General features: G+C 49.6%; 22 protein-coding genes. 4 read left to right on the top strand and 18 right to left on the bottom strand.

What is annotated here, in order from left to right:
• On the bottom strand, positions 1–675 hold a 675-nt coding region (locus ACRCZA_RS13250; RefSeq protein WP_438674888.1), incomplete at its 3' end, for a beta-ketoacyl synthase N-terminal-like domain-containing protein.
• Positions 676–813: 138 nt separating this feature from the next.
• Between ACRCZA_RS13250 and mnmC the strand changes: the two genes are divergently transcribed.
• The gene (mnmC, locus tag ACRCZA_RS13245; protein WP_438674887.1) at positions 814–3003 is read left to right on the top strand and encodes an FAD-dependent 5-carboxymethylaminomethyl-2-thiouridine(34) oxidoreductase MnmC; all 2190 of its coding nucleotides are present in this window, start codon (positions 814–816) and stop codon (positions 3001–3003) included.
• Between the two features lie 212 nt (positions 3004–3215).
• Here the strand turns inward: mnmC and ACRCZA_RS13240 are convergent, their stop codons facing one another.
• The 6 genes from ACRCZA_RS13240 to prmB form a co-directional block, all read right to left on the bottom strand.
• Positions 3216–3947 carry an RNA methyltransferase gene (locus ACRCZA_RS13240; protein ID WP_438674886.1) on the bottom strand — a complete coding sequence of 244 codons (732 nt, stop codon included), beginning with the start codon at positions 3945–3947 and terminating at the stop codon, positions 3216–3218.
• Complete coding sequence (locus ACRCZA_RS13235; protein WP_438674885.1) at positions 3940–4215, bottom strand: YfcL family protein; 276 nt, start codon at positions 4213–4215, stop codon at positions 3940–3942. The genes ACRCZA_RS13240 and ACRCZA_RS13235 overlap by 8 nt, the downstream gene beginning before the upstream one ends.
• Positions 4216–4301: 86 nt before the next feature.
• On the bottom strand, positions 4302–5447 hold the full coding sequence (locus tag ACRCZA_RS13230; protein WP_438674884.1) for an ATP-NAD kinase family protein: 1146 nt from the start codon (positions 5445–5447) through the stop codon (positions 4302–4304).
• Positions 5448–5544: 97 nt separating this feature from the next.
• Positions 5545–6720, bottom strand: coding sequence for an MFS transporter (locus tag ACRCZA_RS13225; protein WP_438674883.1), 1176 nt, complete (start codon positions 6718–6720; stop codon positions 5545–5547).
• Complete coding sequence (gene aroC, locus ACRCZA_RS13220; protein ID WP_438674882.1) at positions 6720–7814, bottom strand: chorismate synthase; 1095 nt, start codon at positions 7812–7814, stop codon at positions 6720–6722. Before aroC ends, ACRCZA_RS13225 begins: the two co-directional genes overlap by 1 nt.
• 122 nt (positions 7815–7936) lie before the next feature.
• Positions 7937–8881: a 50S ribosomal protein L3 N(5)-glutamine methyltransferase gene (prmB, locus tag ACRCZA_RS13215; RefSeq protein WP_438674881.1), complete on the bottom strand. Its 945-nt coding sequence runs from the start codon at positions 8879–8881 to the stop codon at positions 7937–7939.
• Between the two features lie 81 nt (positions 8882–8962).
• Between prmB and smrB the strand changes: the two genes are divergently transcribed.
• Positions 8963–9493, top strand: coding sequence for an endonuclease SmrB (smrB, locus tag ACRCZA_RS13210; RefSeq protein ID WP_438674880.1), 531 nt, complete (start codon positions 8963–8965; stop codon positions 9491–9493).
• Between the two features lie 251 nt (positions 9494–9744).
• On the opposite strand, the gene sixA is transcribed toward smrB, so the two are convergent.
• Positions 9745–10215 (bottom strand): phosphohistidine phosphatase SixA, encoded by a 471-nt coding sequence (sixA, locus tag ACRCZA_RS13205; protein WP_438674879.1) that lies wholly within the window; start codon positions 10213–10215, stop codon positions 9745–9747.
• A gap of 169 nt (positions 10216–10384) precedes the next feature.
• Here sixA and ACRCZA_RS13200 point away from each other — a divergent pair, with 169 nt between their 5' ends.
• The gene (locus ACRCZA_RS13200) at positions 10385–13174 is read left to right on the top strand and encodes an insulinase family protein (RefSeq protein ID WP_438674891.1); all 2790 of its coding nucleotides are present in this window, start codon (positions 10385–10387) and stop codon (positions 13172–13174) included.
• 136 nt (positions 13175–13310) lie between these two features.
• Here ACRCZA_RS13200 and ACRCZA_RS13195 read toward each other — a convergent pair whose 3' ends face one another.
• The 10 genes from ACRCZA_RS13195 to ACRCZA_RS13150 all read right to left on the bottom strand — a co-directional run bounded on the left by ACRCZA_RS13195 (position 13311) and on the right by ACRCZA_RS13150 (position 26130).
• The gene (locus ACRCZA_RS13195) at positions 13311–14606 is read right to left on the bottom strand and encodes a peptidoglycan DD-metalloendopeptidase family protein (RefSeq protein WP_438674878.1); all 1296 of its coding nucleotides are present in this window, start codon (positions 14604–14606) and stop codon (positions 13311–13313) included.
• 301 nt (positions 14607–14907) lie between these two features.
• Complete coding sequence (locus ACRCZA_RS13190) at positions 14908–17964, bottom strand: AAA family ATPase (RefSeq protein ID WP_438674877.1); 3057 nt, start codon at positions 17962–17964, stop codon at positions 14908–14910.
• Entirely contained in the window at positions 17961–19106 is a 1146-nt protein-coding gene (locus ACRCZA_RS13185) for an exonuclease SbcCD subunit D (RefSeq protein WP_438674876.1), read from the bottom strand. Before ACRCZA_RS13185 ends, ACRCZA_RS13190 begins: the two co-directional genes overlap by 4 nt.
• 105 nt (positions 19107–19211) lie before the next feature.
• On the bottom strand, positions 19212–19982 hold the full coding sequence (locus ACRCZA_RS13180; protein WP_438674890.1) for a TSUP family transporter: 771 nt from the start codon (positions 19980–19982) through the stop codon (positions 19212–19214).
• A 392-nt stretch (positions 19983–20374) separates the two neighbouring features.
• Positions 20375–22354: an NERD domain-containing protein gene (locus ACRCZA_RS13175; RefSeq protein ID WP_438674875.1), complete on the bottom strand. Its 1980-nt coding sequence runs from the start codon at positions 22352–22354 to the stop codon at positions 20375–20377.
• 171 nt (positions 22355–22525) lie between these two features.
• Positions 22526–22912, bottom strand: coding sequence for a ribonuclease E inhibitor RraB (locus ACRCZA_RS13170; protein ID WP_438674874.1), 387 nt, complete (start codon positions 22910–22912; stop codon positions 22526–22528).
• Between the two features lie 22 nt (positions 22913–22934).
• On the bottom strand, positions 22935–23165 hold the full coding sequence (locus tag ACRCZA_RS13165; RefSeq protein ID WP_438674873.1) for an RNA-binding S4 domain-containing protein: 231 nt from the start codon (positions 23163–23165) through the stop codon (positions 22935–22937).
• 74 nt (positions 23166–23239) lie between these two features.
• A complete protein-coding gene (locus ACRCZA_RS13160; protein ID WP_438674889.1) occupies positions 23240–23776 on the bottom strand; it encodes a GNAT family N-acetyltransferase in 537 nt (178 codons plus the stop codon).
• A 76-nt stretch (positions 23777–23852) separates the two neighbouring features.
• The gene (locus tag ACRCZA_RS13155; RefSeq protein WP_438674872.1) at positions 23853–24131 is read right to left on the bottom strand and encodes a peptidylprolyl isomerase; all 279 of its coding nucleotides are present in this window, start codon (positions 24129–24131) and stop codon (positions 23853–23855) included.
• 169 nt (positions 24132–24300) lie between these two features.
• Entirely contained in the window at positions 24301–26130 is a 1830-nt protein-coding gene (locus tag ACRCZA_RS13150; protein WP_438674871.1) for a DUF885 domain-containing protein, read from the bottom strand.
• A 79-nt stretch (positions 26131–26209) separates the two neighbouring features.
• On the opposite strand from ACRCZA_RS13150, the gene ACRCZA_RS13145 reads away from it, so the two are divergent.
• A partial coding sequence (locus ACRCZA_RS13145; RefSeq protein WP_438674870.1) for a deoxycytidylate deaminase occupies positions 26210–26635 on the top strand: 426 nt, incomplete at its 3' end.

Below are 26635 nucleotides of genomic sequence, written 5' to 3'. Positions count from 1 at the left end.
ATCACGGTCAGCATCATAAGTGCGCGAAGCTTTTTCTGGGGTGGCATTGTATTTAGTAGACAATGCACCCATGGCATCAAATCCCATGGTCAAGGTCCAATCGACTTCCTCTGCGCCGCCGGCAAACACCATGTCTTGTTTACCCATTTGGATAAGTTCAACGGCGTGACCAATACAGTGGGCACTGGTCGCACAGGCTGAGCTGATAGAATAATTCATGCCTTTAATTTTAAAGGGTGTCGCTAAACAAGCACTGGCAGTGCTCGACATAATGCGCGGTACAATATAAGGACCAACGCGTTTAACGCCCTTTTCACGCAGGGTATCAGCGGCTTGCACTTGATTAGATGATGAGGCGCCGCCGGTGCCCACGATTAAACCAACGCGAGGGTGAGAATATTGCTCTTCCGTTAACTGCGCATCTTGAATGGCTTCTTGCATGGCAATGTACGCATAGGCCGCAGCATCCCCCATAAACCGCAGGGCTTTACGGTCAATCAGCTCAGAAGGATCTAATTTGATATTGCCCCATACATGACTACGCAGTTGCATTTCTTCAAACTGAGCGGAATGTGTAATACCACTACGGCCCGCTTTAAGTGACTCGGTCACTTCTTGCTTGTTATTACCGATACTTGAAACAACACCCATTCCGGTGATCACGACTCTTTTCATTTTTTTGCTATCCATTGTGTACATGTCAGTACCTATTTTTGCTGAACCAATAGTATCTGTTTTAATTCATTTAAGTGGTCAGCTTTCCATAAAGCCGAGTAAAATAATGCCCATTGATCACCCTGAGAGTATCTGTCATTGACCGCAAAACCTACCAAACCAGGCCAAATTAAGCGGGATATCGCGCAATTAATCAACCTTTATCCTGCCACACTGCCCGGGGAGGCCGAGTATCTTCACACGCTGAACCATTACCGCGCCGCGAACAAAAACAATACCGCGGGGCTGCAGGTGCTCGGACAAATCGGTTTGGGGGATGGACTCGAGTTACTTACTTGCCTGTATCAGCAACAAGACCAAAAACGGCAGCAACAAGCGCACAGCGAGGCAAATGTGCCGGCATCCCGCCTGCGCAATCGGCTACTCATTAAAGTCTTTGAACCCCATCCTATCAATGCCTACGAACTTAAATCACTTTGGGATCAATCTCAAAGCTTAATTGCTGCGCCCCATTTACGGCCACTGGCTGACGCAATTCTGGAGGCGATACCCTGTGAAATTATAGGTTGTCAGCGATTACTATTTGATGACGGTCAATTAATTGTGGATCTGCACTTTGGCGATGTTACCGAGCAGCTCAGCCAGCTGCCCCATAGCCCGGCGCACCCGCTAACGCAATGGTTAATCTTGCCCCATATGTACCCGCACTTAACCCATACTTCCCTTTGGCAAATGGCACGCTTAAGTGCTGATCAAGCCCATGTGTTAGGCATCAATGTACCCGAACACACCGCTAACGCCCTGCAAGCGAGTGGATTTGGCCTGCACAACCTTACGCCTGAGAGCCGCACCAGCGCAAAGCGCAAAATGGAACAGGCAGACTTTGTGAAACATGCAAGCTTAATAGAGCGGGCAGATTTACTGAAAAATCCAGAGCGGGTGCCGCGGGCCGAAGTGACTGTCCGGGCATTGCTCCCTGCCACCGACGATGAAATCCTGTTGCATCAACGGCAACTGCTGCGCAAAAAGCAAGAAACTGCCTATGGATTTTCCCCCTTAGGGCCACTCCAGCCAACCCCGGACGCGGCGATTGCCATTATTGGTGGCGGCCTCGCCTCAGCCCATTGCGCACTGGCGTTAGCCGAGCGTGGACAAGCCACTGCGCTATTTTGTCAGGATAGCACCCTCGGCCAAGGCGCCTCAGGGAATCGTCAAGGGGCGATTTACCCCCTGCTCACTCCTGAAAACGATGAACTCAGCCGCTTCTTCCAACAGGCATTTTTATTTAGCAGGCGACGGATCGCAGCGCTTCACGCCCAAACCAGCCAAGGGATCACGTCCATTGCCCATGATTTTTGCGGGGTATTGCAAACGGGTCACGATGAACGTAGCCAGCAACGGCTTAATAAAATCCTCGATAGCCAAACATGGCCACCGGATATTGCCGTAAAGGTCAATGCCGAAAAAGCCAATTATATTGCGCAGCTTAGCATCGATAAGTCAGGGATTTTTTATCCTCTTGGCGGCTGGGTTTGCCCTGTAGATTATGCCAAGGCAGCCATCGCTAGCGCCCAACAATACGCAGAGGTGAACTGCCATTTTAATACACAGATTGTGGATATTGAGCAAGACGCAACGGGCTGGTACTTAAACGGCAATGGCCAACGATTTGGCCCATTTAAGCAGCTGGTGCTTGCCAACGGCGCACAGCTAACCCAATTTAGCGCCACAGCAGAATTGCAATTAAGCCCCTTTCGCGGCCAAGTCAGCCACATAGCGAGCAAGGGCCAACTGCAGCAGTTGGCCACGGTATTGTGCGCCAATGGTTATCTTACCCCCAGCCATAATGGCAGCCATTGTTTGGGCGCAAGTTACGTAAAATCGCCCCAACATACCGACTTTTGCCCACAAGAGCAGCGGGATAATCGAGGAAAAATCGAAGAGAGCTACCCCAATCAGCCCTGGCTGTTCGATATTGATATCAGTGATAACTGCGCCCGTGTCGGAGTACGGATGGTCACGCGGGATCATTTTCCAATGATGGGCCGCGCTCCGGACGTGGCAGGCATTCTGGAACATGATGCCAAGCTGCGCCCTAGCAAAGAGAGCGCGCATTATTGGCAAACCACCCCAGCGCCGGTGTTAGAGGGACTGTTCATTCTAGGCGGTTTAGGCTCGCGGGGGTTGAGCTCAGGCCCACTTGCCGCCGAATGTTTAGCCGCAATGCTCTGCGGCGAACCCTTACCGCTAGACTGGCAGACCCTAGCGAAACTCAATCCCAATCGCATGTGGCTGCGAAAATTACGCAAGGGCAAAGCGCTGACGTAAACCACACGGACAATTTAGCCATTGGCGCTGATAACGTCAGTGAAATAGGCGAGTGTGCACTTAAGGGATGATCAAGACATCAAGGGCCCCCCCTACGAGCCCCCTCTGGCCCTTGATGCTCACATTCCCGGCGCGTAAACCACCAAGATTCAGGCGATGGTTGACTCAGGCGATAGTTCACTCAGGCGATGATTTACTAACGATATGATTGACTAACGATATGGTTTAGCGGTTTTGACCCGAGTGCGGTTATTGTTATCACGACTCTTACGGATCAGCGCGTCGCCATGAAAGGCAGAGGTTGTCTCCTCTAACACAGTCAACGCTTGCCCTGCCGCCGTGCACACTTGGTCAGCATTGGCACGGTGAGCTTTGGCTAACCTATCGTACAACAACACATTGACGGAGGCTGCAAGGTTCATACAACCAACGGTAGGGACATACACCACGCCGTCGGCTTTATCGATAAGCGCTTGGCTGATCGTGCCATCCTCTGGACCAAACACATAAAAGGCCTTCGGTGGGTGCACAAAATCCGGCAACGGCGTGGCACCAACAACCAAATCAACACAGATAAGCTGCGTATCGGCAGGGACGGCTGCAAGCAATGAGGTCACGCCCGTAAGAGGAATACGCGCCGCCGCGGCTTTCGTGTCGGCATTATATTGCAGCGGCCCAGAGCGGGCGGCTAACTCATAACGCTTACCGGTATAAAACACCCCATCCACCCCATAGCAACCAGAGGCGCGCATAATACCGCCGACATTAATGGGCGTTTTAGGGTTAACAAGGCCAAGATAAACCGCTTGCTGGGCCTTGTCGCCGCAAGTATGCGCTGTTTCAGTTTGAACGTTATCAATGGGTTGACTTGGTGTCTGAACATATTCAGCGGACGCACATGCTTGTTGAATTGTGGCCTTTGGGGCGAGGGCTGGCTTAGACATGAGTAATGATGTTGCCTTGGAGCTGTGCCCACGCCTGCTCAACCAAAGCGTAATCGGTGTCGTTTAACTCTTGACGCGCAAGCGCTAAACAATCCGTCATTTTTTGCACTAAGGCATCAACAGAGCTATCGCCTAAGGTTTCAAGTTGGGATAACACCACGGCAACATGGCCCTGTAAATAACCACAAGCAAATAATGCATCGTCGTCACCATGGCTAACCACGCTTGCGATCCACTGCTCTAATGCTTGTTCGTAATGTTCTAACATGGGGTTACACTCTCCGTTCTAATCTGTTCAAAAATAAGGTCACTTACGTTCCACGTTCACACAAGGCAGCGATGCCACATTCCCACTTACAGATCGGCCTGTAAATCAGGGTTGGCCACCTGATACATCACGTAATCACGGTAACCGGTGATCACTTTGTAATAACCACATAGCTCGCGATCTAATTGCGGGTCGCCACTATCCACAATGAGTGGCCGTCCTTCAAGAGCTTTTAACTTCGTTTTAGTGGCCAAAATAATGATATTGTCTTTGCCTATGCGCCGAATAAGCGCGGGGGACAACTGTTGATTCCCACGCCCAAGCAGATGGCCTTGGCCACCAATCAGGGTGATCACTAACTTAGTGGGGGTCTGTTCACTGAGCTCTAACAGCTGCGCTGCGGTTAAATCCTTGGCGATAAGACGTTTATGCTGAATGACATCGACCCCTAATAACGTGTTGTCAAGCCCAAGCTCTGCCATCACAAAGGCCACTGTGCTACCCGACCCCATGATGTACAGCTCATCCTCCATTTGGTCGATGACCTGTGCCGCAATATCGGCAAGCACTAACTCATCCACTTCCTTTCCGCCCATTTTGACCGCTTGCACAAAACGTGGCTCTGCGGGCACCCACAACTCGCCAAACCGCTTAGCCCGCACAGTGCCTTGGCGAAAGGCAGCTTCATCAATATCCATCACATCGGCGCTCATTAAGCTCACCAGTTCGCCATCAAGCAACATTTTAACCACCATGCCTGCGGCATTTGGCGTAATACCGTAAACTCCTGAATGGATTTTCACCCCCGCAGGCACCCCAAGGACGGGGCGTTTATCGTCGATACACGCCTCACTAAATACGCTATACACATCCCGCGCCGTACCGTCGCCACCAGCAAACAGCAGCAAATCTAAGGGCGTTTGCAGTAAGGTTTGCACAACCGCTTTCGTATCCTGCGCGGCCGTTTGCACTGGGGTGTGATACACCACTTTGGTTTGAAACCCCAGTGCCTTAGCCACATCTTCCCCCATCACCCCAGAAGCGGTAATGATTTCGATGTCAGCGGCATAATCTTGGATCACCTTAAGCGCTTGCATCATGCGCTCAGCCGCTTTTGGCTTGGCCCCTAGGGCGAGGGCGTGCTCTGCAACGCCATCACTGCCCTTTAGGCCCACGCTGCCGCCTAAGCCCGCTAATGGATTGATCACTAATCCTAAACGAAACCGAACCACCTTTACCTCTCTACGCTCTCGCTATGCAATTGTGCAACTCATTCATTGTGGATAATACTGACGTTAAGACCAATTAACGATGGTGCATGGGCTAAGCCTAAGCCGCGCGCAGCTTGACCTCGGATTTATCCTCAGGAATACACCCTACCGCCACCATTGCAGCAAGGGCGCAGCCAGCGGCAAACACCCAAGACCACACAGCGCCACTGCCATCGCCCCATATATAACCGCAAATCCAGATACCTAAAGCCCCACCACCGCCAAAGCCCAAACTGGCATAAAGGGCCTGACCTTGGCTTCGATGGCTCTCATCAAAATGGCGGTGCACAAATTGGATGGATGCCGCGTGGGTCAAACCAAAGGTAAAGGCATGCAATAACTGGCTGAAACCGAGACACAACAGGCTTTCAACTCCAAAGGCCACCAATAACCAACGCAGGGCTGTCATCCCTATGCTGACCAACAGTAAGGCATTGACGCTATAACGGCTTAACAAACGCGGGGCCAGCATAAACATCGCAATTTCTGCCGTCGCCCCAAGGGCAACAAAAATCCCCGCCAGCGCCTCAGAATAACCAGCTTGCTTAAGATACAGCACAAAAAAACCATAAAAAGGACCCGCACTCATTTGCAGCAACATGGCCGAAATCAAAAACCAGACGATCGGCTTAGTCCATTTAAACGGCGGGGGCTCCTGCCCTGCGCTGCGCACCATGCGCTGACTCGGCAAAGGTAAGGCACAAACGAGCATCCCTATAAACAGAAACAGGCCAATATAGGGCAACACCTCCGTCCCCCATTGACCAATAGCAAACCCTGCCCCCACGACTAAACAGATATAACCTATGCTGCCAAAACTGCGGATTTGTCCGTAACGACTGGCCTGTGCGCCTAAGGTGTCAAGGGTTAACACCTCAAGTTGGGCCAAAATGGCATTCCAAAAAAAAGTGTATAACGCCAGACTTAGCGCCATATACACAAAACCACCGTGGTAAAAAAAACTCAAATAAGCTAAGGCTGCCGCAAAGGCGCCAAGCTTTACCAATTCGGCGCGCATCCCGGTACGATCAGCTACCTTCGCCCAAATATTGGGGGCGATGATGCGCGTCGCCATGAGAATGGCCAATAAAACACCAATTTCTTGAGGATTAAAACCACGGTTTTCAAAAAAGACCCCAAGATAAGGGATCATCGTGCCGAGGATTGCAAAAAAGAAAAAATAACAAGCGCAAAGCCAGCGCAGTGGCTGACCTTGAGGAAAACAAATCGACATTAACGCATTCCAATCACAGGGGTTTGACTACGCACATCCTGATTTTGTGCTCGGTGGCGTAACAAATGGTCCATTAATACGATAGCCAGCATGGCCTCAGCTATCGGTACCGCGCGGATCCCAACACAAGGGTCATGACGTCCTTTGGTCACCACCTCCGCCATATCCCCCTGCACCGTCATGCTGTGTCCCGGCACGCTGATACTTGAGGTTGGCTTAAGGGCAATATGAGCAATAATCGGCTGGCCAGAGGAAATCCCCCCAAGCACGCCGCCCGCATGGTTTGATTCAAAGCCTTGAGGTGACATTAAGTCACGGCCTTCTGAGCCCTTTTGCGTCACGACTCTAAAACCATCACCAATTTCAACGCCTTTGACCGCATTAATGCCCATTAGCGCGTGGGCGATATCGGCGTCGAGCCGATCAAATACCGGCTCACCTAACCCCACGGGTACGCCGGTGGCAACCACGCTGATTTTGGCACCAATCGAATCACCGGACTTTTTCAGCTCGCGCATATACTCATCCAGCGCCTCAAGCTTACTCGCATCCGGGAAGAAAAAAGCATTTTGCTCAATCTGGCTCAGATCAATCACCTCGGCGGCAATCGGCCCAAGCTGTGACATATAGCCATAAATTTCAATACCATGCACTTGCTTGAGATATTTTTTAGCCACGGCACCTGCAGCAACGCGCATCGCAGTTTCGCGGGCGGATGAACGGCCGCCACCACGGTAATCACGCATACCGTACTTTTGTTGATAGGTATAATCAGCGTGACCTGGTCGGAATAAATCTTTGATATTCGAGTAATCTTGGCTGCGCTGATCGGTATTTTCGATCAAAAGCCCGATCGACGTCCCCGTGGTTTTACCTTCAAACACTCCGGATAAAATCCGCACGGCATCATCCTCTCGTCGCGCCGTGGTATAGCGAGAAGTGCCAGGACGACGACGGTCAAGATCATGCTGCATATCGGCGGCAGTTAATTCGAGCCCGGGTGGGCAGCCATCAATAATGCAACCTAACGCCACTCCGTGACTTTCACCAAAGGTCGTCACGACAAAATTTTGACCAATACTGTTTCCTGACATCCGCTTTGTACACCCTAAAAGATTTGTTTATCCCTGCAAGCCCAACTGCTTAGGCAAGTGTTTTGCCGGCCCCAAACTGATCGCGGCAAAACACTCTCCCCCCAGAGGGTCGTTGCGACGACTTACTCGACATCGCGATAAATAGCAAATAACCCTTGATGTTCAATCAGTTGATCGCGAGTTAGGACAAACACGCCATCACCGCCGTTCTCAAAGTTTACCCAAGTAAATGGCACCTCAGAGAATTGCTCCATCAAATGCACCATCGAATTGCCCACCTCAACCACTAAAATGCCCGTGGGGGTAAGGTATTGGGCGGCGTTCGCCAAAATGCGCTTAGTTAAATCCAAGCCATCATGGCCTGAGGCCAAGCCAATCGCAGGCTCGTGGTGATATTCATCGGGCATATCGCCGATATCTTCGGCATCCACATAGGGCGGATTGGACACGATAAGATCGTACTGCGGCCCTTCAGGAATGGCGGAAAAGAGATCCGATTGCATTGGGAACACCCGATCCATCATTCCTAAGGATTCAATATTGATTTGGGCGACATCGAGAGCATCTTGGCTAATATCAAGGGCATCGACCTCGGCATCTTCAAATTCATAGGCACAGGCGATAGCAATACAGCCGCTGCCAGTACATAAATCCAAAATACGCGTCACGGGTTTATTGTATAACCAAGGACTAAAGCGATTGGCGATCATTTCCGCAATAGGAGAACGCGGCACTAACACGCGCTCATCCACGTAAAACTCAAGACCGGCAAAACGCGCTTTATTCGTCAAGTACGGGACCGGGATCCGCTCGCGGACGCGACGAATAATCAATTCAACGATTTTATGTTTTTCACTACTGGTCAGATTGCTTAAAATCACCTGTTGACCAATTTCTTCAGGTAGGTGTAACGCATGAAAAACTAAGGCAATCGCCTCATCCCAAGCATTGTCAGTACCATGACCATAATACAGATGGGCATCGTTAAATCGGCTCACCGCCCAACGTAACATATCGCCAATCGTGCGTAATTCTGTCACGGCTTCATCTACAAAGATCTTATCCAAAACGTGCTCCCGCTAGTTTGTTCGTCAAACATTGTAACTGAACTCTATTCAGAAACCATAGGATTCAATAGAATACCCACCATGAATAAAGACGATGATAAAGAAGGCATGGCGATGTTTTGTGCACTTATCGAGGGGATTAAACCCATCACCCAGGATAAGCGCCACTTTCGCACGCCCCTAAAAACCAAACAAGAAATTGAGCTCAAAGAGCCCCAATTACATGCTAATAGTTATTTTTCAGACACCTATCAGCCATTACTCCCTGTGCAAGGGCCGATGCGCTGGCTCAATGAAGGGGTTGAAAGCCTCGAGCTCAAACGCTTGCGACGGGGGGATTATCAGCCGGATCTATTGCTAGATTTGCACGGTTATCGCCAAGCAGAAGCCAAGCTTGAGTTAGCGGCGCTGATCCAAGCCTGTGTTAAACAACACAGTTTATGTTGCTGCGTGATGCACGGTTATGGTAGTGGGATATTAAAACAACAAGTGCCAATGTGGTTAGTGCAGCATCCCCGGGTAAAAGCCTTTCATCAGGCCCCTAAAGAATGGGGCGGCGATGCTGCGCTCCTCGTGTTGATTGATATTGGGGAAAATCCGCATCGGCGCTAAGGCACTGCTGTATCAATCCAAACGCTCCAACACTCACTCAGCAGCTCTTCTCGGTTAACACTTGAACAAGCCTTAACTGTGCTTATCGGTCGACAGCGCTCACATGGCATAATTAGCGTCACGCCAGAGGGCGCCAACTTTGCCGCTAAAAGCCACGGTGACCAACACCGACGAGAGGGCAACACCTCATTAAGTATTGATTGCCGCACACACAAACCCAATGATGAACGGCCACAAAGTGGCAAGCCAGATTAGCCTATGCTGTGGGGCGCATGTTGCCACAGCAAACTGGCATGATCTGGCTCTTTATCAATCAGGGTGATCCCTGATGTGGCAAACAGCGGCGGCTCAACTCCAGGAACTAACTCACTGACTAAAAAACCAAGCAGTGGCATATGCGAAATAATCAATAGGTTTTTAGCGTTGTAAGACTCGCCATAGGCTAAAATCAGCGCGGCAACATGGGCAGGATCGGCCGTGGGCACTAAATCATCCAACACTAACCAGTGACGGGGCTCTGGAAAATGCTGACTCAACTCCTGCCAAGTTTGCTGAGCGCGCAGGTAGGGGCTGACTAAAACAAGATCAAAATCGCGAACATGTTGAGCCAACCAATGACTCATTAACGCTGTATGCTGCCGCCCTAAATCGGTGAGTATCCGGTCCCTATCTGACTGTGCATTAAATCCAGCTTCACCATGTCGCATCAAAAATAGCTGCATACTTCTCTCGCTACCCACAATTGTTTTTATTTTATCCCAATTGTAGCCCTAAAAAGCATTTCAACAAACCACCCCAAGGTGAATCTTTGGACGATAAATGCAAGAGATATTTGCTAAAAACCATGAAGACTATCAATATATAACCAGCTATCGTTATCGGAGTGTTTCCTTGCAAGCCTCTCAATCGATTTATCAAAGTCCAAACGATCATCGCCAATACCGTTACCTCGTATTGGATAATGCCCTTAGGGTGTTATTGGTGGAAGATCCGGATGCCAGCCAAGCGGCCGCATCCATGGCGGTAGGTGTCGGGCATTTTGACGATCCCATTAGCAGACCTGGAATGGCGCATTTTTTAGAGCATATGCTCTTCCTTGGTACCGAAAAATTCCCAGACGCTGGCGAGTACCATGCCTTCATTAATCAACATGGTGGCAGCAATAACGCTTGGACAGGGACAGAGCACACCAACTTCTTTTTTAGTATCGATGCCGATGTGTTTGCCGCAGCGCTCGACCGCTTTAGCCAGTTTTTTATCGCCCCTAAATTTGATTTAGCCTTAGTCGACAGAGAACGCCAAGCCATTGAATCGGAATTTAGCTTAAAGCTAAAAGACGATATACGCCGGACTTATCAAGTGCTTAAGGAAACAGTCAACCCACAGCATCCGTTCTCAAAATTTTCCGTTGGCAATTTAATGACCTTAGCCGGCGAACAAACTGAGCTGCGCGCCGAATTACAGGAGTTTTATCTCAGTCATTACAGTGCAAATTTAATGACCTTATGTATTGTCGCCCCCCTGCCCCTGATGCAATTACACAGCCTTGTAAGCCATTATTTTAGTGGGATCCGTAACTTAAACTTAGGTAAACACTATCCACAAGTCCCACTTGTTGAGCAAAAGCAACTACTGACGCTAACTGAGATAGCGCCCCTTAAAGATCAAAAGCGGCTCAGTATTAGTTTTCATTTCCCTGGCATTGATCATTACTACAAACGCAAACCCTTAACCTATATCAGCCATATTCTGGGCAATGAAAGTAAAGGCAGCTTATTGTCTTATCTTAAAGAACAGGGCTTGGTGAATAATTTATCAGCAGGAGGGGGAGTTAATGGTTATAACTTCAAAGACTACAATATCGGTATGCAACTGACTGATAAGGGATTAGAGAATCTAGACGAGATTATTGGCTGCTGCTTTGAATACATTGAACTCATTAAAACCCAAGGTTTAGAGCCATGGCGTTATTTAGAGCGTGCCAACCTGCTTACCACAGCCTTTCGTTATCAGGAGCAGGTAAAGTCCCTCGATTTAGCCAGCCATCTGAGCATCAATATGCATCACTATGAAGTCGAAGATATTGTCTTTGGTGACTACCGTATGGATGGACTCGATATAGCTGAAGCGCTGGATTTACTCAAGTTAATGACGCCAAGCAATATGCGCCTGCAACTGATGTCGCCAACGGTTGTCACCGATCAGTATGCCAACTGGTATCACACCCCCTACCGGGTAACGCCCATCGCGCCAGAAGCCTTACAACGCTGGTACACTCGGCAGATCCGGCCGCAATTACAACTGCCACTGGCAAACCCATTTATTGTGGCCGATCCCATTGCCCGTCCAGACAAAAGTCTCGTTGCCGTCCCCGTGGTGGTGGCAGAGGCCCCGGGATATCGGATTTGGCATAAGAAAGATGACGAGTTTAATGTGCCTAAGGGACATCTGTATTTATCCCTCGATTCTGAACAAGCGAGCAAAACCCCTAAACATGCGGCGCTCACCCGCCTGTATGTCGAAATGCTCCTCGATTATCTGACCGAGCCGACCTATCAGGCTGAAGTCGCAGGCTTAAGCTACCATATATACCCCAACCAAGGTGGGATCACCCTGCATTTATCCGGTTTTACCGGCAATCAAGAAACGCTATTGGCGCTACTGATCGATAAAGCGAGGGAGCGCAATTTTACTGAAGAACGCTTTGAACTCATCAAGTCTCAGCTGTTAAAAAGTTGGCAAAATCTCGCCCAAGCAAAACCGATTTCCCAATTATTTACTAGCCTGACGGCCACCCTACAAAAGCGCAGCTATGAACCCGCGCGCATGGCCCAACTGTTAGACAGCATCAGCCTTGAAGATTTACATAATCATGTCAGCGCTTTTTATGAAAAAATTTATCTTGAAGGCTTAGTCTATGGCGATTGGTTAGTGAGCGAGGCTCAAGCCCTCGGCCAACGGTTACAGCACATTTTATCCTTAGTCTCAAGCCCGAGTGTTGAATCCACCCGAGAGTTAGTCAACCTCACAGGGCAAGGCACATTGCTGCGGGAATTAGCGATAGATCATCAAGACAGCGCCATTATTGTCTACTACCAATCGGCCATGGCAACGGCTGAAAAAATTGCGCTCTTTAGCCTGCTTAATCACACTATGTCGTCGACCTTCTTCCATGAGCTGAGAACCGAAAAACAATTAGGGTATATGGTTGGCACGGGTTACCTGCCCCTCAATCGTCATCCAGGCATGATTTTTTATATTCAATCTCCCACCACCGGCCCACTGCATTTATTAGAAGCCATCGATGAGTTTATTGCCGATTTTAATTATGCTGTCATGCAAATTACGAACGAGGAATGGGAAAACACCAAACAGGGACTCATCAACCAAATGATGGAGCACGATGCCAATCTTAAAACCCGTGGTCAGCGCTATTGGGTGAGTATCGGCAATCGAGATTATCAATTTAATCAGCGTGAACAGGTAGTAGCAGAGATTGCCAAACTGACTCGCCCCGAACTACTCAAGTTTATGATGCGTAAAATGCGCACCAAACACAGCGACCGTTTAGTGCTCTTTAGTCGCGGCGAGCGGCACAAACAGCAAACTGCACTCACCTCAAGCAACATGATCACCGATCTTAAAACGTTCAAACAGCATGTTGATAAGTTCAACTTTTAATCTTTTTTAACACCTTAGGCACGGGTCATTCGCACGTCAGCACAGGCTTGGCGCTCCATGAAAAAATGCCGCGGTTATGGCCGCGGCATTCATTCTTTTCTTATAGGCTGAGCTTACCCACTTTCACCCACAGCGCTTAACCTAAATCCATTAACGCTTGGCGACTTTTGACTATATTGGTAAAGCTGCGCAATTGTTCGGCCGCTAATTGACTCGACATCGGAATATCGGCTTTCATCGGGTCAACTGGCTTACCATTGATATGGAACTCATAATGCAAATGCGGCCCGGTTGAGCGTCCGGTATTACCCGATAACGCAATCACTTGACCACGGCTGACACGCTGACCTTTACGAACAAGCGACTTAGAAAGGTGCAAATAACGAGTGCGATATTTGCCACCGTGTTCAATCACCACATACTTACCCGCAAATTGGTGATCGGTCACTAAACTCACTACCCCATCCCCGGGAGCGACCACTTTGGTCCCAATCGGAACAGAAAAGTCGGTACCATTATGGGGGGATACTCGTCCGGTAATAGGATGTTTACGGTGAGAGTTAAAGCGCGAACTCATGCGAGGCTGTTTAATCAGCGGAATACGCTGGAAGGCACGCACGAGACTGCGGCCTTTAGCATCATAATAGCTGCCGTCTGTATGTTGGAATGCACTGATTTCAGAGCGACCAGTCTTAAGCATCACCCCTAAAATTTGACTTGCGCCAGTGGCTTCGCCTTCAACATATTGATCATTTACCAAAACAGAAAACTTATCACCTGCGTGTAAATCACGGGCAAAATTGACTTTTTCTTTGAGTAAATCTTCAATCCGCTGAATATCGGCTGCGGCTAAACCCATTTTTTGAGCAGAGACATAAAAGGAGCCGCGAATTTCACCGGTGAGGATCCGATTTTGCCAAACACCTTCAACATTGACTTCTTCAACATTAAAGCTGCCATCTTCATAGCGAGTAAACACCACTTGGCGAGCAGCGTTAAAATAAAGTTCTAATTTTTGCAGTTGCCCAACATCGTCGAGCCAAAATTGGATGCGGTTACCAGGTAATAAGGTATCTAAGGCAAGGATATTCAGATCCGCTTCCAAAACCTTATACATGGTCACCTGATCAACACCCGCCTTAGAAAATAAGCCGCTTAAGGTATCGCCAGAGACAATGACACGCTCAAAATCGGGGGAATTATCAACAATCGTTGGCAGCGGTTGAGTTTCGCTAACTTGTGGCAGGATGGTATTAATATCAAGGGCAACGGGAATACGCTCAGCGGTTGGCACGACATGGTTATTATTGGGGACTAACATAGCCGCACCAATCAATAAGCCACCCGCCAACAAAATATTCTTATGAGCCGAAGATAGATTTTGCAAACGTGATTGCGAAAAATTGAAAAAGTTGGGTTTGCCTGTCTGCAACGCGTTCACCTTTAGTTATCTTTATTGCGTGAGTTTGCTTTAGTTGCTGAGCCTGAGTTGCTTAGCTTTATTTCGTTATTTGTGTAAACCAATCCCAATGGGAAAGCCCGAATTTTGCCAACTTATCGCAAAATAATGGCAATGACAAATGCTATTTCACTCTTTTTGCGCGCCGTGACTGAAAACTTGCGCGAGTTGGCATTTCGAGGGGCGATTCCCCTAGGGATAGCACATCAACCCCACCACTTATTTATTTTTAAAAACAATATTTTAATTAGCATAAATGTGGTAGGGCTCATACTTAAGGTAAAACCAGCGCAATCTGGCTCCCATGGGATGCTTTGGCGATATCAATACGGGTGGTTATCTGCTCTTTCATCTCAGACACATGGGAGATAACCCCGATCATCCTCCCGGAGGATTGCAAATCCATCAAGGTGCGAATGGCCATTTCCAAGGATTCCTGATCAAGACTTCCAAAACCTTCATCAATAAAGAGTGTGTCGAGTTTTATGCCACCAGCATAAGCTTGTACCACATCGGATAACCCAAGGGCCATAGACAATGCCGCCATAAAGCTTTCGCCACCGCTTAAGGTCGCCACAGGGCGAACTTTAGCGGTGTAGGCATCTTCCACTTCTAACTCCAGTCCCGAGGCTTTGTTTCCCTTGGCCCTGTCCTCTTTACGCAGCAAGCGGTAACGGCCTTTACTCATTAAATGCAATCGGCGGCTGGCCTCGAGCAACACATCATCGAGTAACACACTTAATACAAAACGCTGCAGACTAATTTTGTTGCCCGTGTTGCCGCTCGCCACGTCAGCGAGCGTACCAATCACCGCATATTGCTCCTCTAAGGAGTGTGCTTTGGCATCGGCAAGCTGGAGTTGGCTGTGGGTTTGAGTTAAGAGAGCCATCCGAGTATGCCGAGTTTGCCACGCTTCTTCAGCCGAATCTAAAGCCAGCTGCGTCAGCTGCAGGGCGTCGGCCAGCATTAACATATCCGGTACGGTTTTATCCTTAAGCTTGGCGGATAATTGCTCACTCTGAGCTTGAGTGAGCGCGCGCTGCTGCTCGTAGTGTTCAATGGCGCTGGCAAGCTGTTGCCTATGCGCCTCGTCGCGCATGGCCTTCAGTAGCGAGGCTTGGTCGGCAAAACCTGCACCGGCCAATTGTTCTTCCAGTTGATGCTGCGCAAGGGTTTGCTGCTCAGCGGCGGCATGTTTACTGGCCGTCGCCGCCTCAAGGGCCGCTTTAGCAGTCGCAAAAGCCTCTGCCGCCAGTTGACTGTGGCTGCGTAACTGCGCGATCTGCTGTTTAAACTGCGCCAGCTGCAGGTCATTTTGTGTCTGGGCGGTACCGAGTGCGGCTAAACTGCCAAGTTCTTGAGGGATACCCTGCTGCAACTGTGCTAACTGACCACCGAGCAAATCGACGCTCGATTGCAAGCCGCTACTTTGCAGCTGCAGTGATTCAAGCTGCAATTGCCATTCTTCAGCCTGCAACTGCAACTTGGCAATCTCTCCCTGTAACTGCAACTGTTGCTGATAAGCTTGCTCGGCCTGCTGCAACGCGACGGCGGCTTGAGATAACGCCTGCTGATGATCCACGAGTGAAAGCTTGGCGGCATCGCCCAATGCCACGGCGCAGTCATCGGCCTGTTGCTGCAGTGTGGTAACGTGTGTTTGCAATCCTCGATATTCGGCTCGGGCGCTACTCAATTGCTCCTGGGCACGGTTTTGTGCCTCTTGGGCTAATTGCAGCGCCTCATCACTGGGTAATGTCTGCACACTTTGGGCCGGCTGAGGGTGAGAGAGGCTACCACAAACAGGACAAGGCGCCCCCTGACGCAACTGCTGGGCTAATATCGCCGCCTGCCCTTGGTGCCAAACAAGTAATAGGGATTGGTAGGCCTGCTGCGCCTCCTGATATTGCAGTTTTAGCTGTTGACCAACGCCAGCGGCCTGCGCTAATTGTGTTTTTGTCGCCTCAACTTTGGCCACCACCTGTTGCCATTGCTCATAGGCTGCCAATAACTGCTGTTGCTGCAGATAGGTCTGTTGCAATGGCAAGCGCATATCGCCCTTGGCTTGCAATGTCACTAGGCTAAGCTCGGCGTCCTTACGCTGCTGACTGAGCGCGGTTAAGGCCGCTTTATCCCGCTCACATTGCGCTTTGACCGTAAGCAGCTGGGCTTGCTCTTGCTGGACGCGCTGGGTTAATCGCTCAAGCTCACTCAGGCGCGGCCCAAGCTCTGTGAGTTGGATTTTGATCCCTTCTTGTGCCTGTAAACTCGATTCTAATTCGGGGATGTCCTTTGCCTTCAGCTGGGCCTCATCATAGGTTTGTTGGGTTTGCGTAAACCGGGTAACGGCATGACTCAGCTTGTCTTCGGCGTCCTTGGCCTCTTGCTCGCGAGCCCTTAAATGCGCCACCATCGGCCCTAAGCGCTCGGCTTGCTTGGCTAAGTGCAGCTCCTCGGTCTTTGCCGCCATGCTCCCTTGTTGACTTTCTAAGATGCTAAGGGCTTGTTTTAATGCTTCTAGTTGCGCAAATTCGTCCTGCAAATGCTGAGCGGCATCATAGGCCTTATGGGCCTGTTGCTGCTGCCAAACTGCCTGTTCCTTCGCTTGCTGGGCTAAGGTCAGCTCTGGCGTAAGGGCGGCCAATTGCGCATTGAGTTCCTCATCGTTTTGCAAGGCGCAATTTTGTAAAATCCCATCACGGCGCGCCCGCTGCTCTTTCACTAAGGCGCGGATCTGTGAGGCTTGATCCTTTAATTTATCTTCAATCCGTCGATAAATATGCGTTTGAAATAACTGACTAAAAATTTGTTCGCGGGCTTTAGAGTCTGCCATTAACAATTCACGGAATTTCCCTTGGGGCAGCACCATCACCTGACGAAACTGCTCCACATCTAACCCCGTTAAGGTTTCAATGGCGTTGGTCGCTTCAGAGACTTTGGTCGCCACCAACAACTGCTCACTGCCATCGGCATCAATGCGATAGAGCTGTGCTTCACTCTTTTGCTGTGTTGAACCTTCGCCGCTTTTTTTGCTGCGTTCCTGCTCTGGGACGCGGCGAATACGGTAGCGCGCCGCGCCTAATTGGAAGCTAAACACCACTTCGGTCAAGACACCATCATCGGCCATATCACAGCGCATCTGGCTACCTTCGCGCTCATTACCTGTGGTCTTACCATAAAGGGCAAAGCAGATCCCATCGAGTAATGTGGTCTTACCCGCACCGGTGGGTCCATTAATTAAAAATAACGGATTATTACCTAATGCAGTGAAATCAATGGTCTGAGTCGTTGCAAAGGGGCCAAAAGCCGACATCGAGAGGAACAGTGGTCTCATGCGGTGCGCTCCTCTTGATGCAGGGTCGTCAAAATATCCTCCAGTACGCTTTGCTGGGCGGGCGTTAAGGACTCACCGGACACTTGGGTAAAAAAGTCGCTAAACATCGCCAACTCGCCTTTTTTAATATGATCTCGGCTCAAGGTCACCGCCTCTTGCCCCGCCATTAATCCTGTGCGTTCTAAGTGCAATACATTTGGGTAGACGGCGCGTAACTTTCCCATGGCATCTAAAATGGCGTGTTTATCAAGTAGCCTTACCAGTAAATAATCGTCGCGGTTAACAGCGGTTTGCCCAAGTGCCAACAGGCTGGCTAACTCGCCTTCGATAATGCGCACATCCCTCAATGCCGTTAATGGCAATAAGCGAATCGTTCTTGGGATATTGGCGCCCAGTTCCACTAAGGTAACGGACTTATGCTGGTGCTGTTCACTGAAGGAATATTTTAAAATCGAGCCCGAGTAGCGCACATGCTCGGCGCCCTTATACTGCGGGCCGTGTAAATGGCCCAGAGCAACGTAATCAAAATCGCTAAATAACGAGGGAGCAACCCTGTCGGCCCCGCCCATCGTTAACGGGCGTTCGGACTCAGACTCACTGCCTCCGTCTAAAAAGCAATGGCTGACCACAACCTTAGGTAAACCTTGGCTATCGTGCTCGCGGATTTGATTCAGTAAAAGCGCAAGCGCCGCCTCATGGCTGGTCACCTCACAGTCGAAGATCTGCCGGACCGTGGCAGGTTCCACATAGGGTAAGGGATAAAAGTAAGCAGGCCCGGTCGGGCTGGTTAATTTGATGGCAGATACTGCGCTGGTGAGTGGCCCAACGATATGCAATCCCGCCGCGGCCATTTGCCGTGCAGCAAACGCTAAACGTTCATGACTATCGTGATTGCCAGCGATCAGGATGACTTGTAACCCCAAGTCCTGCACCAAACGGCTAAGCACAGCATCAAGCAGCGCCACCGCATTGGCGGGCGGAATCGAACGATCATAAATATCCCCCGCCACAATCACCGCATCGACGGCCTCGTCTCGAGCAAGGGCAACGATTTGGTCGAGCACAAAGGCTTGATCCTCAAGGAGAGATTGATGGTGTAACTGACGGCCAATGTGCCAATCTGAGGTATGGATAAATTTCATCGTCGACGCTAATCCTCGTGCAGCCCAACCTAAGGCTGATGTTCGATATTTGCAGGCTCAGGGCCTGCTAGCGCAGGCGCCCCATCTGGCCTGTCGTTGGCAAGATCACAACAGCGGATATTGGCTTAGCAGCAATTTAATGCTCATTGCCAAAGACATCGTCACCACTAAGGGTTTAATGATCTTGGTGCCCTTCGTCACCACGAGGCGCGAGCCCAAAGTCGCCCCGAGTCCTTGGCCGGCGAGCATGATTAAGCCTAATAACCAAAGCACTTTGCCGCCGAGCGCAAAAAAGATCAATGAGGCAATGTTGGTTGAAAAATTCAGTAACTTGGCATGGGCCGTGGCCTTAGCCAGCCCAAAGCCAGCAAGGGAGACAAAGGCCAGCGCAAAAAAGCTGCCTGTACCTGGACCAAAAAAACCATCATAAAGCCCAACCCCAAGCGCGGCGGTAAAAGCAAAGGCCGTAGGGGTTAACACTTGATGGCGATCCTCTTCGGAGATCTTTTTTGAAAACAAAAAATACCCGGCAATTGCCAAGACTAAAAAAGGTAACATTAACTCCAGCACTTTTGCATCAATCAGTTGGACTAAAATCGTCCCCAACGAGGCGCCGATAAACGCACAAATGAGCGCTAATTTTATCGTGTTAAGATCGACCAAGCCCTTGCGCACAAAATACCAACTGGCAAAAAAACTGCCGCCGCAGGCTTGTAATTTATTGGTGCCAAGGGCGACGGCGGGAGGCAATCCCGCCCACAGTAGCGCCGGGATAGTCAATAAGCCTCCGCCGCCAGCAATGGCGTCAATAAATCCCGCCACCAAAGCAACGGCAAATAGCAATGTGGCGATCTGTAGGGTTAAGTCAAATTCCATCATCATTGGGCAAGCTACTGTAAAAAAGCATAAAAGAGCGCTGCATTAGACTGCGTTTGCTCGCTAAACGCAACTGTCTTACGGGCAAAAAGAGTCAAGGACGGTTAAGCCCAAAAGCGCGATCCGCGATAACAATGGCGAGGAGTCGACAGTCAGCTAAGCCGAAGACCCGCTCGAGGACGAAGATCAGAGCAAGAACGAAGACCCGATTAAGGATGAAAACCAGAGCGAGGCCAAGGTGGCGTGCTTGCTCCGCAGTGGTTTGATATTCTTGCGTCCGCTCTTCCCTCGCCCGGAACCCATCGTTCGCCTAGAGCTGTCATCTTAGCAACATCGCCGCAGACAGGGAGTTCACTCGGCGGACGTCACAGCCTCCAATCCCCTAAGCCCGGTTAGGCTGTTTCAAGGCCAAACTGGGCGGCGTAACTCAATTTGGGATCGAGGGTGAATTCAAACCTCAGCACCTGTAAACAAATCGCAAACAAGCGCTCTCCAAGCCATTGTTTATCTGATGCAAGTAACGCATTAATCAGCCCTGTTTGCGTGAGCGCCATCTTTGAGGATGTCGGGGTTAAGGCATCGACAAAGCTAGCCACTAACCCAAAAAGATCCCGCTCCGCCTCGCCTTCTAGGGCCCATAGGGTCGGATCGGCATACTGCTTGGCATAAAAGCTGGCCGCAATATCCAGTCCGACGCCAAAATTGACCAATACCGCCTTATCACCATGGCAAATGATATTTTTGGGGCAAATAGCACCATGGTAGATATCCAAGCGATGTAAATATTGCAGCGCATGTAACAGCTGCATAAACCACGCTCGGGCCAACTCTGGCATCAGCTTAGACGGGCGAAGGGCTATCACCTCATCAATCGCCTCCCCTTGTTCCCACGCCCGAGCAATAAACAGCGACTCACTCTCTGGCAATTGCCCAAAGGCGAGCACTTTTTCAATATTGGGGTGATAGATCTTCGACAAACTCCGATACAGGCTGCTTAGCATCGGCCAGAGCGCGGCAACATTGTCATACACCGATAGGCCGCAAGCGTATTGGCCCTGTAAGTGTCGGGCTTGCCACAGTTGGCTATGGGGCGCCTCTGTGATGAGGCGTTCAAGACGATAATGGTGATCAATCACCGCGCCGGGGACTATCTCAATCGCATGGGGCAAGGTATCGCACACACCGATATCAATAATGGCGCAAAGATCACAGCGCAGCGCATCGAGATCGCAGGTCCCCCCTAACAGGGCCTGACGATACCACTGATAAATACGCGGTTGACGCGTTTGCTCGGCGAGGGCGACAAAGCGACTAGCATATTGCTGTATATCGTCTGAAATGGTCACATTATCTTTAATATCAATAAATTCAACATCACCTTCTTCGGCAATAAACACACAATTGTCGGCCCATCCCCCCACGGTATAGCCCCGGCGGTGAATTTGTTGCAAGCTCGTCACCGAGCGGCGCAGCACCTCAAGGAGTTGATAGGTGGTCAATTCGGCTGCGGGCAACATATTCATCGGTAAGCCGCGCGGCATTCGAATGGGCAGCACTAACTGCTCACCGTCTTGGATCAGCGGCGCACAATAAGGCACGCCGCAGCAACCTGACAGTGCCTGCATGCGCTGAAATTCATCCCGCAACCGTTGTTCATGGTGAGCCGCATCTTCACTGCGCTCAAACTGGATCGGTAATAAAATCTTTAATAACCAAGGGGCAGTCCAGCCACCGGGATGATATTCTGCCTGCCAAACCTCAAGTCCTTGCTGTAAAAACAAACACTTGAGCTTGATAAAATCCTGGATCTTATTATTGCGCTGCTCGACGAGGGCCACTTGACCGATAGTATCCAGCACGATGGCTTTTTGTGTATCAGTCACGGGATGTTTATGGGGTGCGGTCAGCCCCCATTCTTTGGTCAATGCTGCAATAATTTGCTTTGGAGTGTAGATACTTAACGAGCCTTCGTCCTTTTCGAGTTCAATTTCCTCGCCCTTACGCCCCGTCACAAACACCATGCCCTGACACCAAGGCGCATAAACGCCCACCGGGATTTTATGCTTCAGCTTACCGGCTAAGACTCGCGCCACATAATTGGCCTTGGCAAGGCTATTATCCACATCGCGGCCATCGAGTAACCAAGCGTGCAACCCCGCCGTAAGCCTCCCCATATAACCTTTAACATCAACCACGTACACGCCCCACTCCCCGACCACTAGCGCATCGACTTCCATCGCTTGGCCACTGTGGGTTGGGATCTCCACATTGGTGAGCAACAGATAATCCGCAGGGAGCTCATCGGCCAACAAGCTAAATGCCCAGCGCTCAGCATCGTTAACTGGGGTACCAAAGCTGATATGTTTAGCCATGTTCTTTCTCTGTTATGCCATTGTTAACCGTTGGCAAATACTAAACATTCGGCCATAAAAAAACCACCGTTTCGGTGGTTTTTACTTTAAATTCAGTCGCTAAGTTAATTAGCGCCATTTAACGAAATTAGGCATGTCATTCGGGCTATCGAACTCATGCAGGCGCGGCAATTAATGCTGACAATGCTCATCGTGAACATGGTCGTCATCCATAAACTCTTCATCGCCGTCTTGGTGCTGCATCACCCCCCAGCCATCGGTCATTCCACCAAACTCAGCGGCGAACTCATTGAGCAGGGTTTCTTGCTCCACTAAGGTGTCGTAATCGGGCACCATGTTGATACAGACGATAATTTCCCATTTGCCCAGCTCATCATTGAGATTGAGCTCAACCTCACCTTCGAGATCTGAATTGGCTAATTCTTCTAGGGCCGACTCCGCATCGCGCTGATCATCGAATACTAAAAAGAAATCAACATCTAAGGCTTTGGTTAAATCGATACCAGCCTGCGCCATCGCGGCAAGCATTTTACCATTGTCATCATCTGGAAATTGCATGTGTTACTCCATTCTCTCTGACTTATTCTGCCGCAATAATTTGCACTGAACTGCCGTTAAAGCTGACAATATCGCCGGCAACCACTTTTTTACGTTTACGGGTTTCCACCTCACCGTTAACGGTCACGAGCCCTTGATCGATAACATGCTTGGCTTCACCGCCGGCATTAGCCATGCCTTGCACCTTTAGCACTTTGTAAAGTTCGATAAAATCTTCGCCAGAATGCAAAGCTAACTGATTAATTTGCGTCACTTAAACACGCCTTCTAAAAATAAACCTGCCGCATTATAGCAGTAACTGCGCAAAATGCGTTGCCGATATCGGCCTTATCTGTACCTTTCTGCGGCCAATAAACCATAGGCGCATTCATCGAACCAGTGTCCGCCGATGTTAACTTGTTCTCGCAGTATGCCTTCAAGCTGAAAACCACACTTCTGCAGCACTCTGGCTGAGCCGTGATTTTCCTTAGCGCAATGGCCAACAAACTTATGCACATTAAAACTCAGGCAAGCCCAGTCAATCAACGCCTGCAAACTCTCGGTTGCATAACCTTTACCGTGGGCGGATTTGGCGAGCATATAGCCCACTTCAGCGCGCTGCTCTGCCACGCTTTGGCAATAAAACCCTGTTAACCCGATAAATTGATTCGTATCGAGGGTTTCAATCACTAAGGAACACCAATTCCCTGAGCCATAAAACCAGCTCTCGGAGTGCTGGAAAAATTTTTGGCGGATCACCTCTTCTGGATCGGGTATACGCACATATTGATTAATTTGGGGATCGCTATGCAGTGCATAAAACGCGTGCCAATCACTGTCTTTAACGCTTCTTACTCTCAATCTGTCGGTATAAAGCTCCAGCATGATGACTCCCGCGTGCTGAGCAATAAACAAAAACGGCAGCAAGCGCTGCCGTTTACCCTGTAACACATCAAGCCGCTTAGCCGCGGCTGGTCACTTCAAGTAAGTGATAACCAAACTGGGTTTTGACTGGGCCTTGGACTTGATTTAAGGGCGCACTAAACACGACTTGATCAAATTCTTTAACCATCATACCCGGACCAAAGGAGCCAAGTTCGCCTCCCTGCGCCCCTGATGGGCAAGAGGAATTGGCGCGGGCGACCTCGGCAAAATCGGCGCCATCTAAAATTTGCTGCTTAAGCGCTTGGCACTGTGCTTCTGTGCTCACAAGCAAATGTCTTGCTGTTGCTTGAACCATGTGAATCTCCTTAAAGGATGCTGAGACATCTGCCCCATGGGCAATGGCAGGCATATTGACCCATTCAATCGCAATGCCATTACCGCCATTTAGTATAAAAACATTTCAGCCTATAAAAAAGCGTTAAATCCGCCCACTAGGCCTGCCAAACCTTGGTTCTATCGCAGCCTTAGGCTTGACTGGCGGCAATCCAGCGATCAATTTTTTGCTCCATCACGGCCATTGGCAATGAGCCTGATGTCAAAATCTGATCGTGGAAAGCTTTAATATCAAACTTATCCCCGAGGGCTTTTTCGGCACGGGAACGCAGCGATAAAATTTTCAGTTGCCCCACTTTATAGGATAAGGCTTGGCCGGGAATGGCCATATAGCGCTCCACTTCAGCAATAATGTCCGATTCTGCCATTGGAGAATTGTCTTTCATATATTGGATAGCTTGCCCACGGCTCCATCCCTTAGCATGCAGGCCGGTATCGACCACTAACCGCATCGCCCGTAACATTTCGTCGGATAACTTGCCAAAATATTGATAAGGATCGCTAAATAACCCCATTTCTATCCCAAGGTACTCGGCATAGAGTGCCCAGCCCTCTTCAAATGCCGTATAACCGCTAAATCGCTGAAACTCAGGTACGCCGGTGAGTTCTTGCTTGATGGCGATTTGAAAGTGATGCCCAGGCGCCGCCTCATGCAATGACAACGTCGTCATGCCCCATTTGGGCTGTGCCTTTAAGTTGTAGGTATTGATATAAAATACCCCTGGGCGGCTGCCATCCACTGCGGGGGACTCATAGGAGGCTCCTGCGGCAGATTGCTCCCTAAAGCTTTCAACCGGTTTTACCACATAATCGGCCTTAGGCATGACATTAAAATACTGAGGTAACACTTGGTTAATCTTGGTTTTGAGCGCCATATAGCCCTCAATTAATCCTGAAGGCTCACGGTAAAAATACTGCGGCTCAGAGGATAACGTCGTAAAAAAGGCCTTTAAATCGCCCTTAAAACCCACCTGCTCACGCACGTTATCCATTTCAGCAAGGATGCGCGCCACTTCATTTAAGCCCATCTGATGGATCTCATCGACGGGCATAGTGGTCGTCGTATGGGCATTGGCAAGATGTTGGTACCACGCTTTACCGTTAGGCAGCGCCGACCAGCCGTCGCTGCCGCGGGACTTGGGTAAATAACTGTGTTTAAAATAATCCCGTAATCCCGTCAGGGCTGGCAGCAACTGCTGACCAATCATGTCGGTGTAACTTTTAGTTAAAGCCGCTTGTTCTTCACTGGAAAACGTCGCGGGGAAGCGCTTAATCGGCGCATAAAAAACGCTCTGGGTGACATCTTTGGTTAGCATGGCATCGAGTTGAGCAATAATGCGTTCAACCAACACCCGTGGCAGCACCACATTACTGGCAATCCCTTCGTTCATGCGGTTTTGCGCCAGTTGTAACCAATCAATAAACCCTGCCACGCGCTGTTGCCAATTTTGATAATCTTGGACTGTATTAAAGGGTTGGGCACTTTCACCACTGCCTAATTGCACCATAGTGATCACAGTGCTATGAAATTGGCTGATGGGCATGAAACGCGCGGGAAAGGTTTCATCCACAAGCGCCATTTGACGATCATAAACAAATAGCGCATAGCTCAACTGCAGATCCGCCGGCAATTGGGCGATATCAATCTCTTTAACCTGCGCCAGATAACGGGTATTTAATTCGTGACGAGCCTTAAGATAGGCTTCAGTTAAATCGCCACCAAACTGCGCGTTATAATCATTAACACCGACAAACGTCGCAAAAATAGGCTCGAGTTTGACATAATCAGTAAAGTAGCTATCGACTAAGGCTAAATAACGCGCGTCAGGAGATTGCTGTTGACTTACTGACGCCGTATTGTTTGGCTGATTATCCTTGGTCAGCGTAGGCGCTTGCGGTTTTGAACAAGCCAACAAACTAAATCCTAATCCAATGGTGACGGCCAATAAACTCAATTTCATTTTTTTATTTCTCCATTTGAGTCCGCTATAGCCAAACAGTTTCTATACTGAGTTAAAGGTCTGCTAACGGCATTAATTCATGATCTACTCATTTCGCAATTCGGGTTTTCGGGATCCTGAAACAGGCGTCTATAACCAAACCTATTTTATGGAAGTCTTTAACCGTGAATGGCAGCGACATATAAGAGAGCAACAACAATTGTCGCTATTGTATCTGCGACCTCACATTGACGAAACACTTAAACAACCTCACCTGCTCGAATTTTTTACCAAACAAGTACAACAAGGGCTGTTTCGAGCGACTGATATGATCGCCAGGCTCGATCATAAGCATTTTGCCCTCGGCTTATTTGATATTGATGATGCCGGCACTAAGGTGGTAATTGCTCGGATAGAGGAACAAATAAGGACATTTAACCAAGAATTTGGTAAAAATCATCAATTCCAAATCGATTATAAGTTGGCCGCACTGATTTGTCGGCCGACTCAGGAACTCAAAATCGAA

Source organism: Shewanella sp., assembly GCF_051658185.1.
In the GTDB taxonomy this organism is placed as follows: domain Bacteria; phylum Pseudomonadota; class Gammaproteobacteria; order Enterobacterales; family Shewanellaceae; genus Shewanella.
The sequence above is the reverse complement of the archived record's forward strand: the minus strand, read 5'-3'. Positions and strand labels throughout refer to the sequence as shown.

What these genes read in the sequence shown, in the direction of transcription:
- ACRCZA_RS13240 (WP_438674886.1), bottom strand. Translation starts at nt 3,947, where the DNA reads ATGTCTAAGCCAGCCCTCGCCCCAAAGGCCACAATTCAACAAGCATGT.
- ACRCZA_RS13235 (WP_438674885.1), bottom strand. Translation starts at nt 4,215, where the DNA reads ATGTTAGAACATTACGAACAAGCATTAGAGCAGTGGATCGCAAGCGTG.
- ACRCZA_RS13225 (WP_438674883.1), bottom strand. Translation starts at nt 6,720, where the DNA reads ATGTCGATTTGTTTTCCTCAAGGTCAGCCACTGCGCTGGCTTTGCGCT.
- aroC (WP_438674882.1), bottom strand. Translation starts at nt 7,814, where the DNA reads ATGTCAGGAAACAGTATTGGTCAAAATTTTGTCGTGACGACCTTTGGT.
- smrB (WP_438674880.1), top strand. Translation starts at nt 8,963, where the DNA reads ATGAATAAAGACGATGATAAAGAAGGCATGGCGATGTTTTGTGCACTT.
- sixA (WP_438674879.1), bottom strand. Translation starts at nt 10,215, where the DNA reads ATGCAGCTATTTTTGATGCGACATGGTGAAGCTGGATTTAATGCACAG.
- ACRCZA_RS13190 (WP_438674877.1), bottom strand. Translation starts at nt 17,964, where the DNA reads ATGAGACCACTGTTCCTCTCGATGTCGGCTTTTGGCCCCTTTGCAACG.
- ACRCZA_RS13185 (WP_438674876.1), bottom strand. Translation starts at nt 19,106, where the DNA reads ATGAAATTTATCCATACCTCAGATTGGCACATTGGCCGTCAGTTACAC.
- ACRCZA_RS13180 (WP_438674890.1), bottom strand. Translation starts at nt 19,982, where the DNA reads ATGGAATTTGACTTAACCCTACAGATCGCCACATTGCTATTTGCCGTT.
- ACRCZA_RS13175 (WP_438674875.1), bottom strand. Translation starts at nt 22,354, where the DNA reads ATGGCTAAACATATCAGCTTTGGTACCCCAGTTAACGATGCTGAGCGC.
- ACRCZA_RS13170 (WP_438674874.1), bottom strand. Translation starts at nt 22,912, where the DNA reads ATGCAATTTCCAGATGATGACAATGGTAAAATGCTTGCCGCGATGGCG.
- ACRCZA_RS13160 (WP_438674889.1), bottom strand. Translation starts at nt 23,776, where the DNA reads ATGCTGGAGCTTTATACCGACAGATTGAGAGTAAGAAGCGTTAAAGAC.
- ACRCZA_RS13155 (WP_438674872.1), bottom strand. Translation starts at nt 24,131, where the DNA reads ATGGTTCAAGCAACAGCAAGACATTTGCTTGTGAGCACAGAAGCACAG.
- ACRCZA_RS13150 (WP_438674871.1), bottom strand. Translation starts at nt 26,130, where the DNA reads ATGAAATTGAGTTTATTGGCCGTCACCATTGGATTAGGATTTAGTTTG.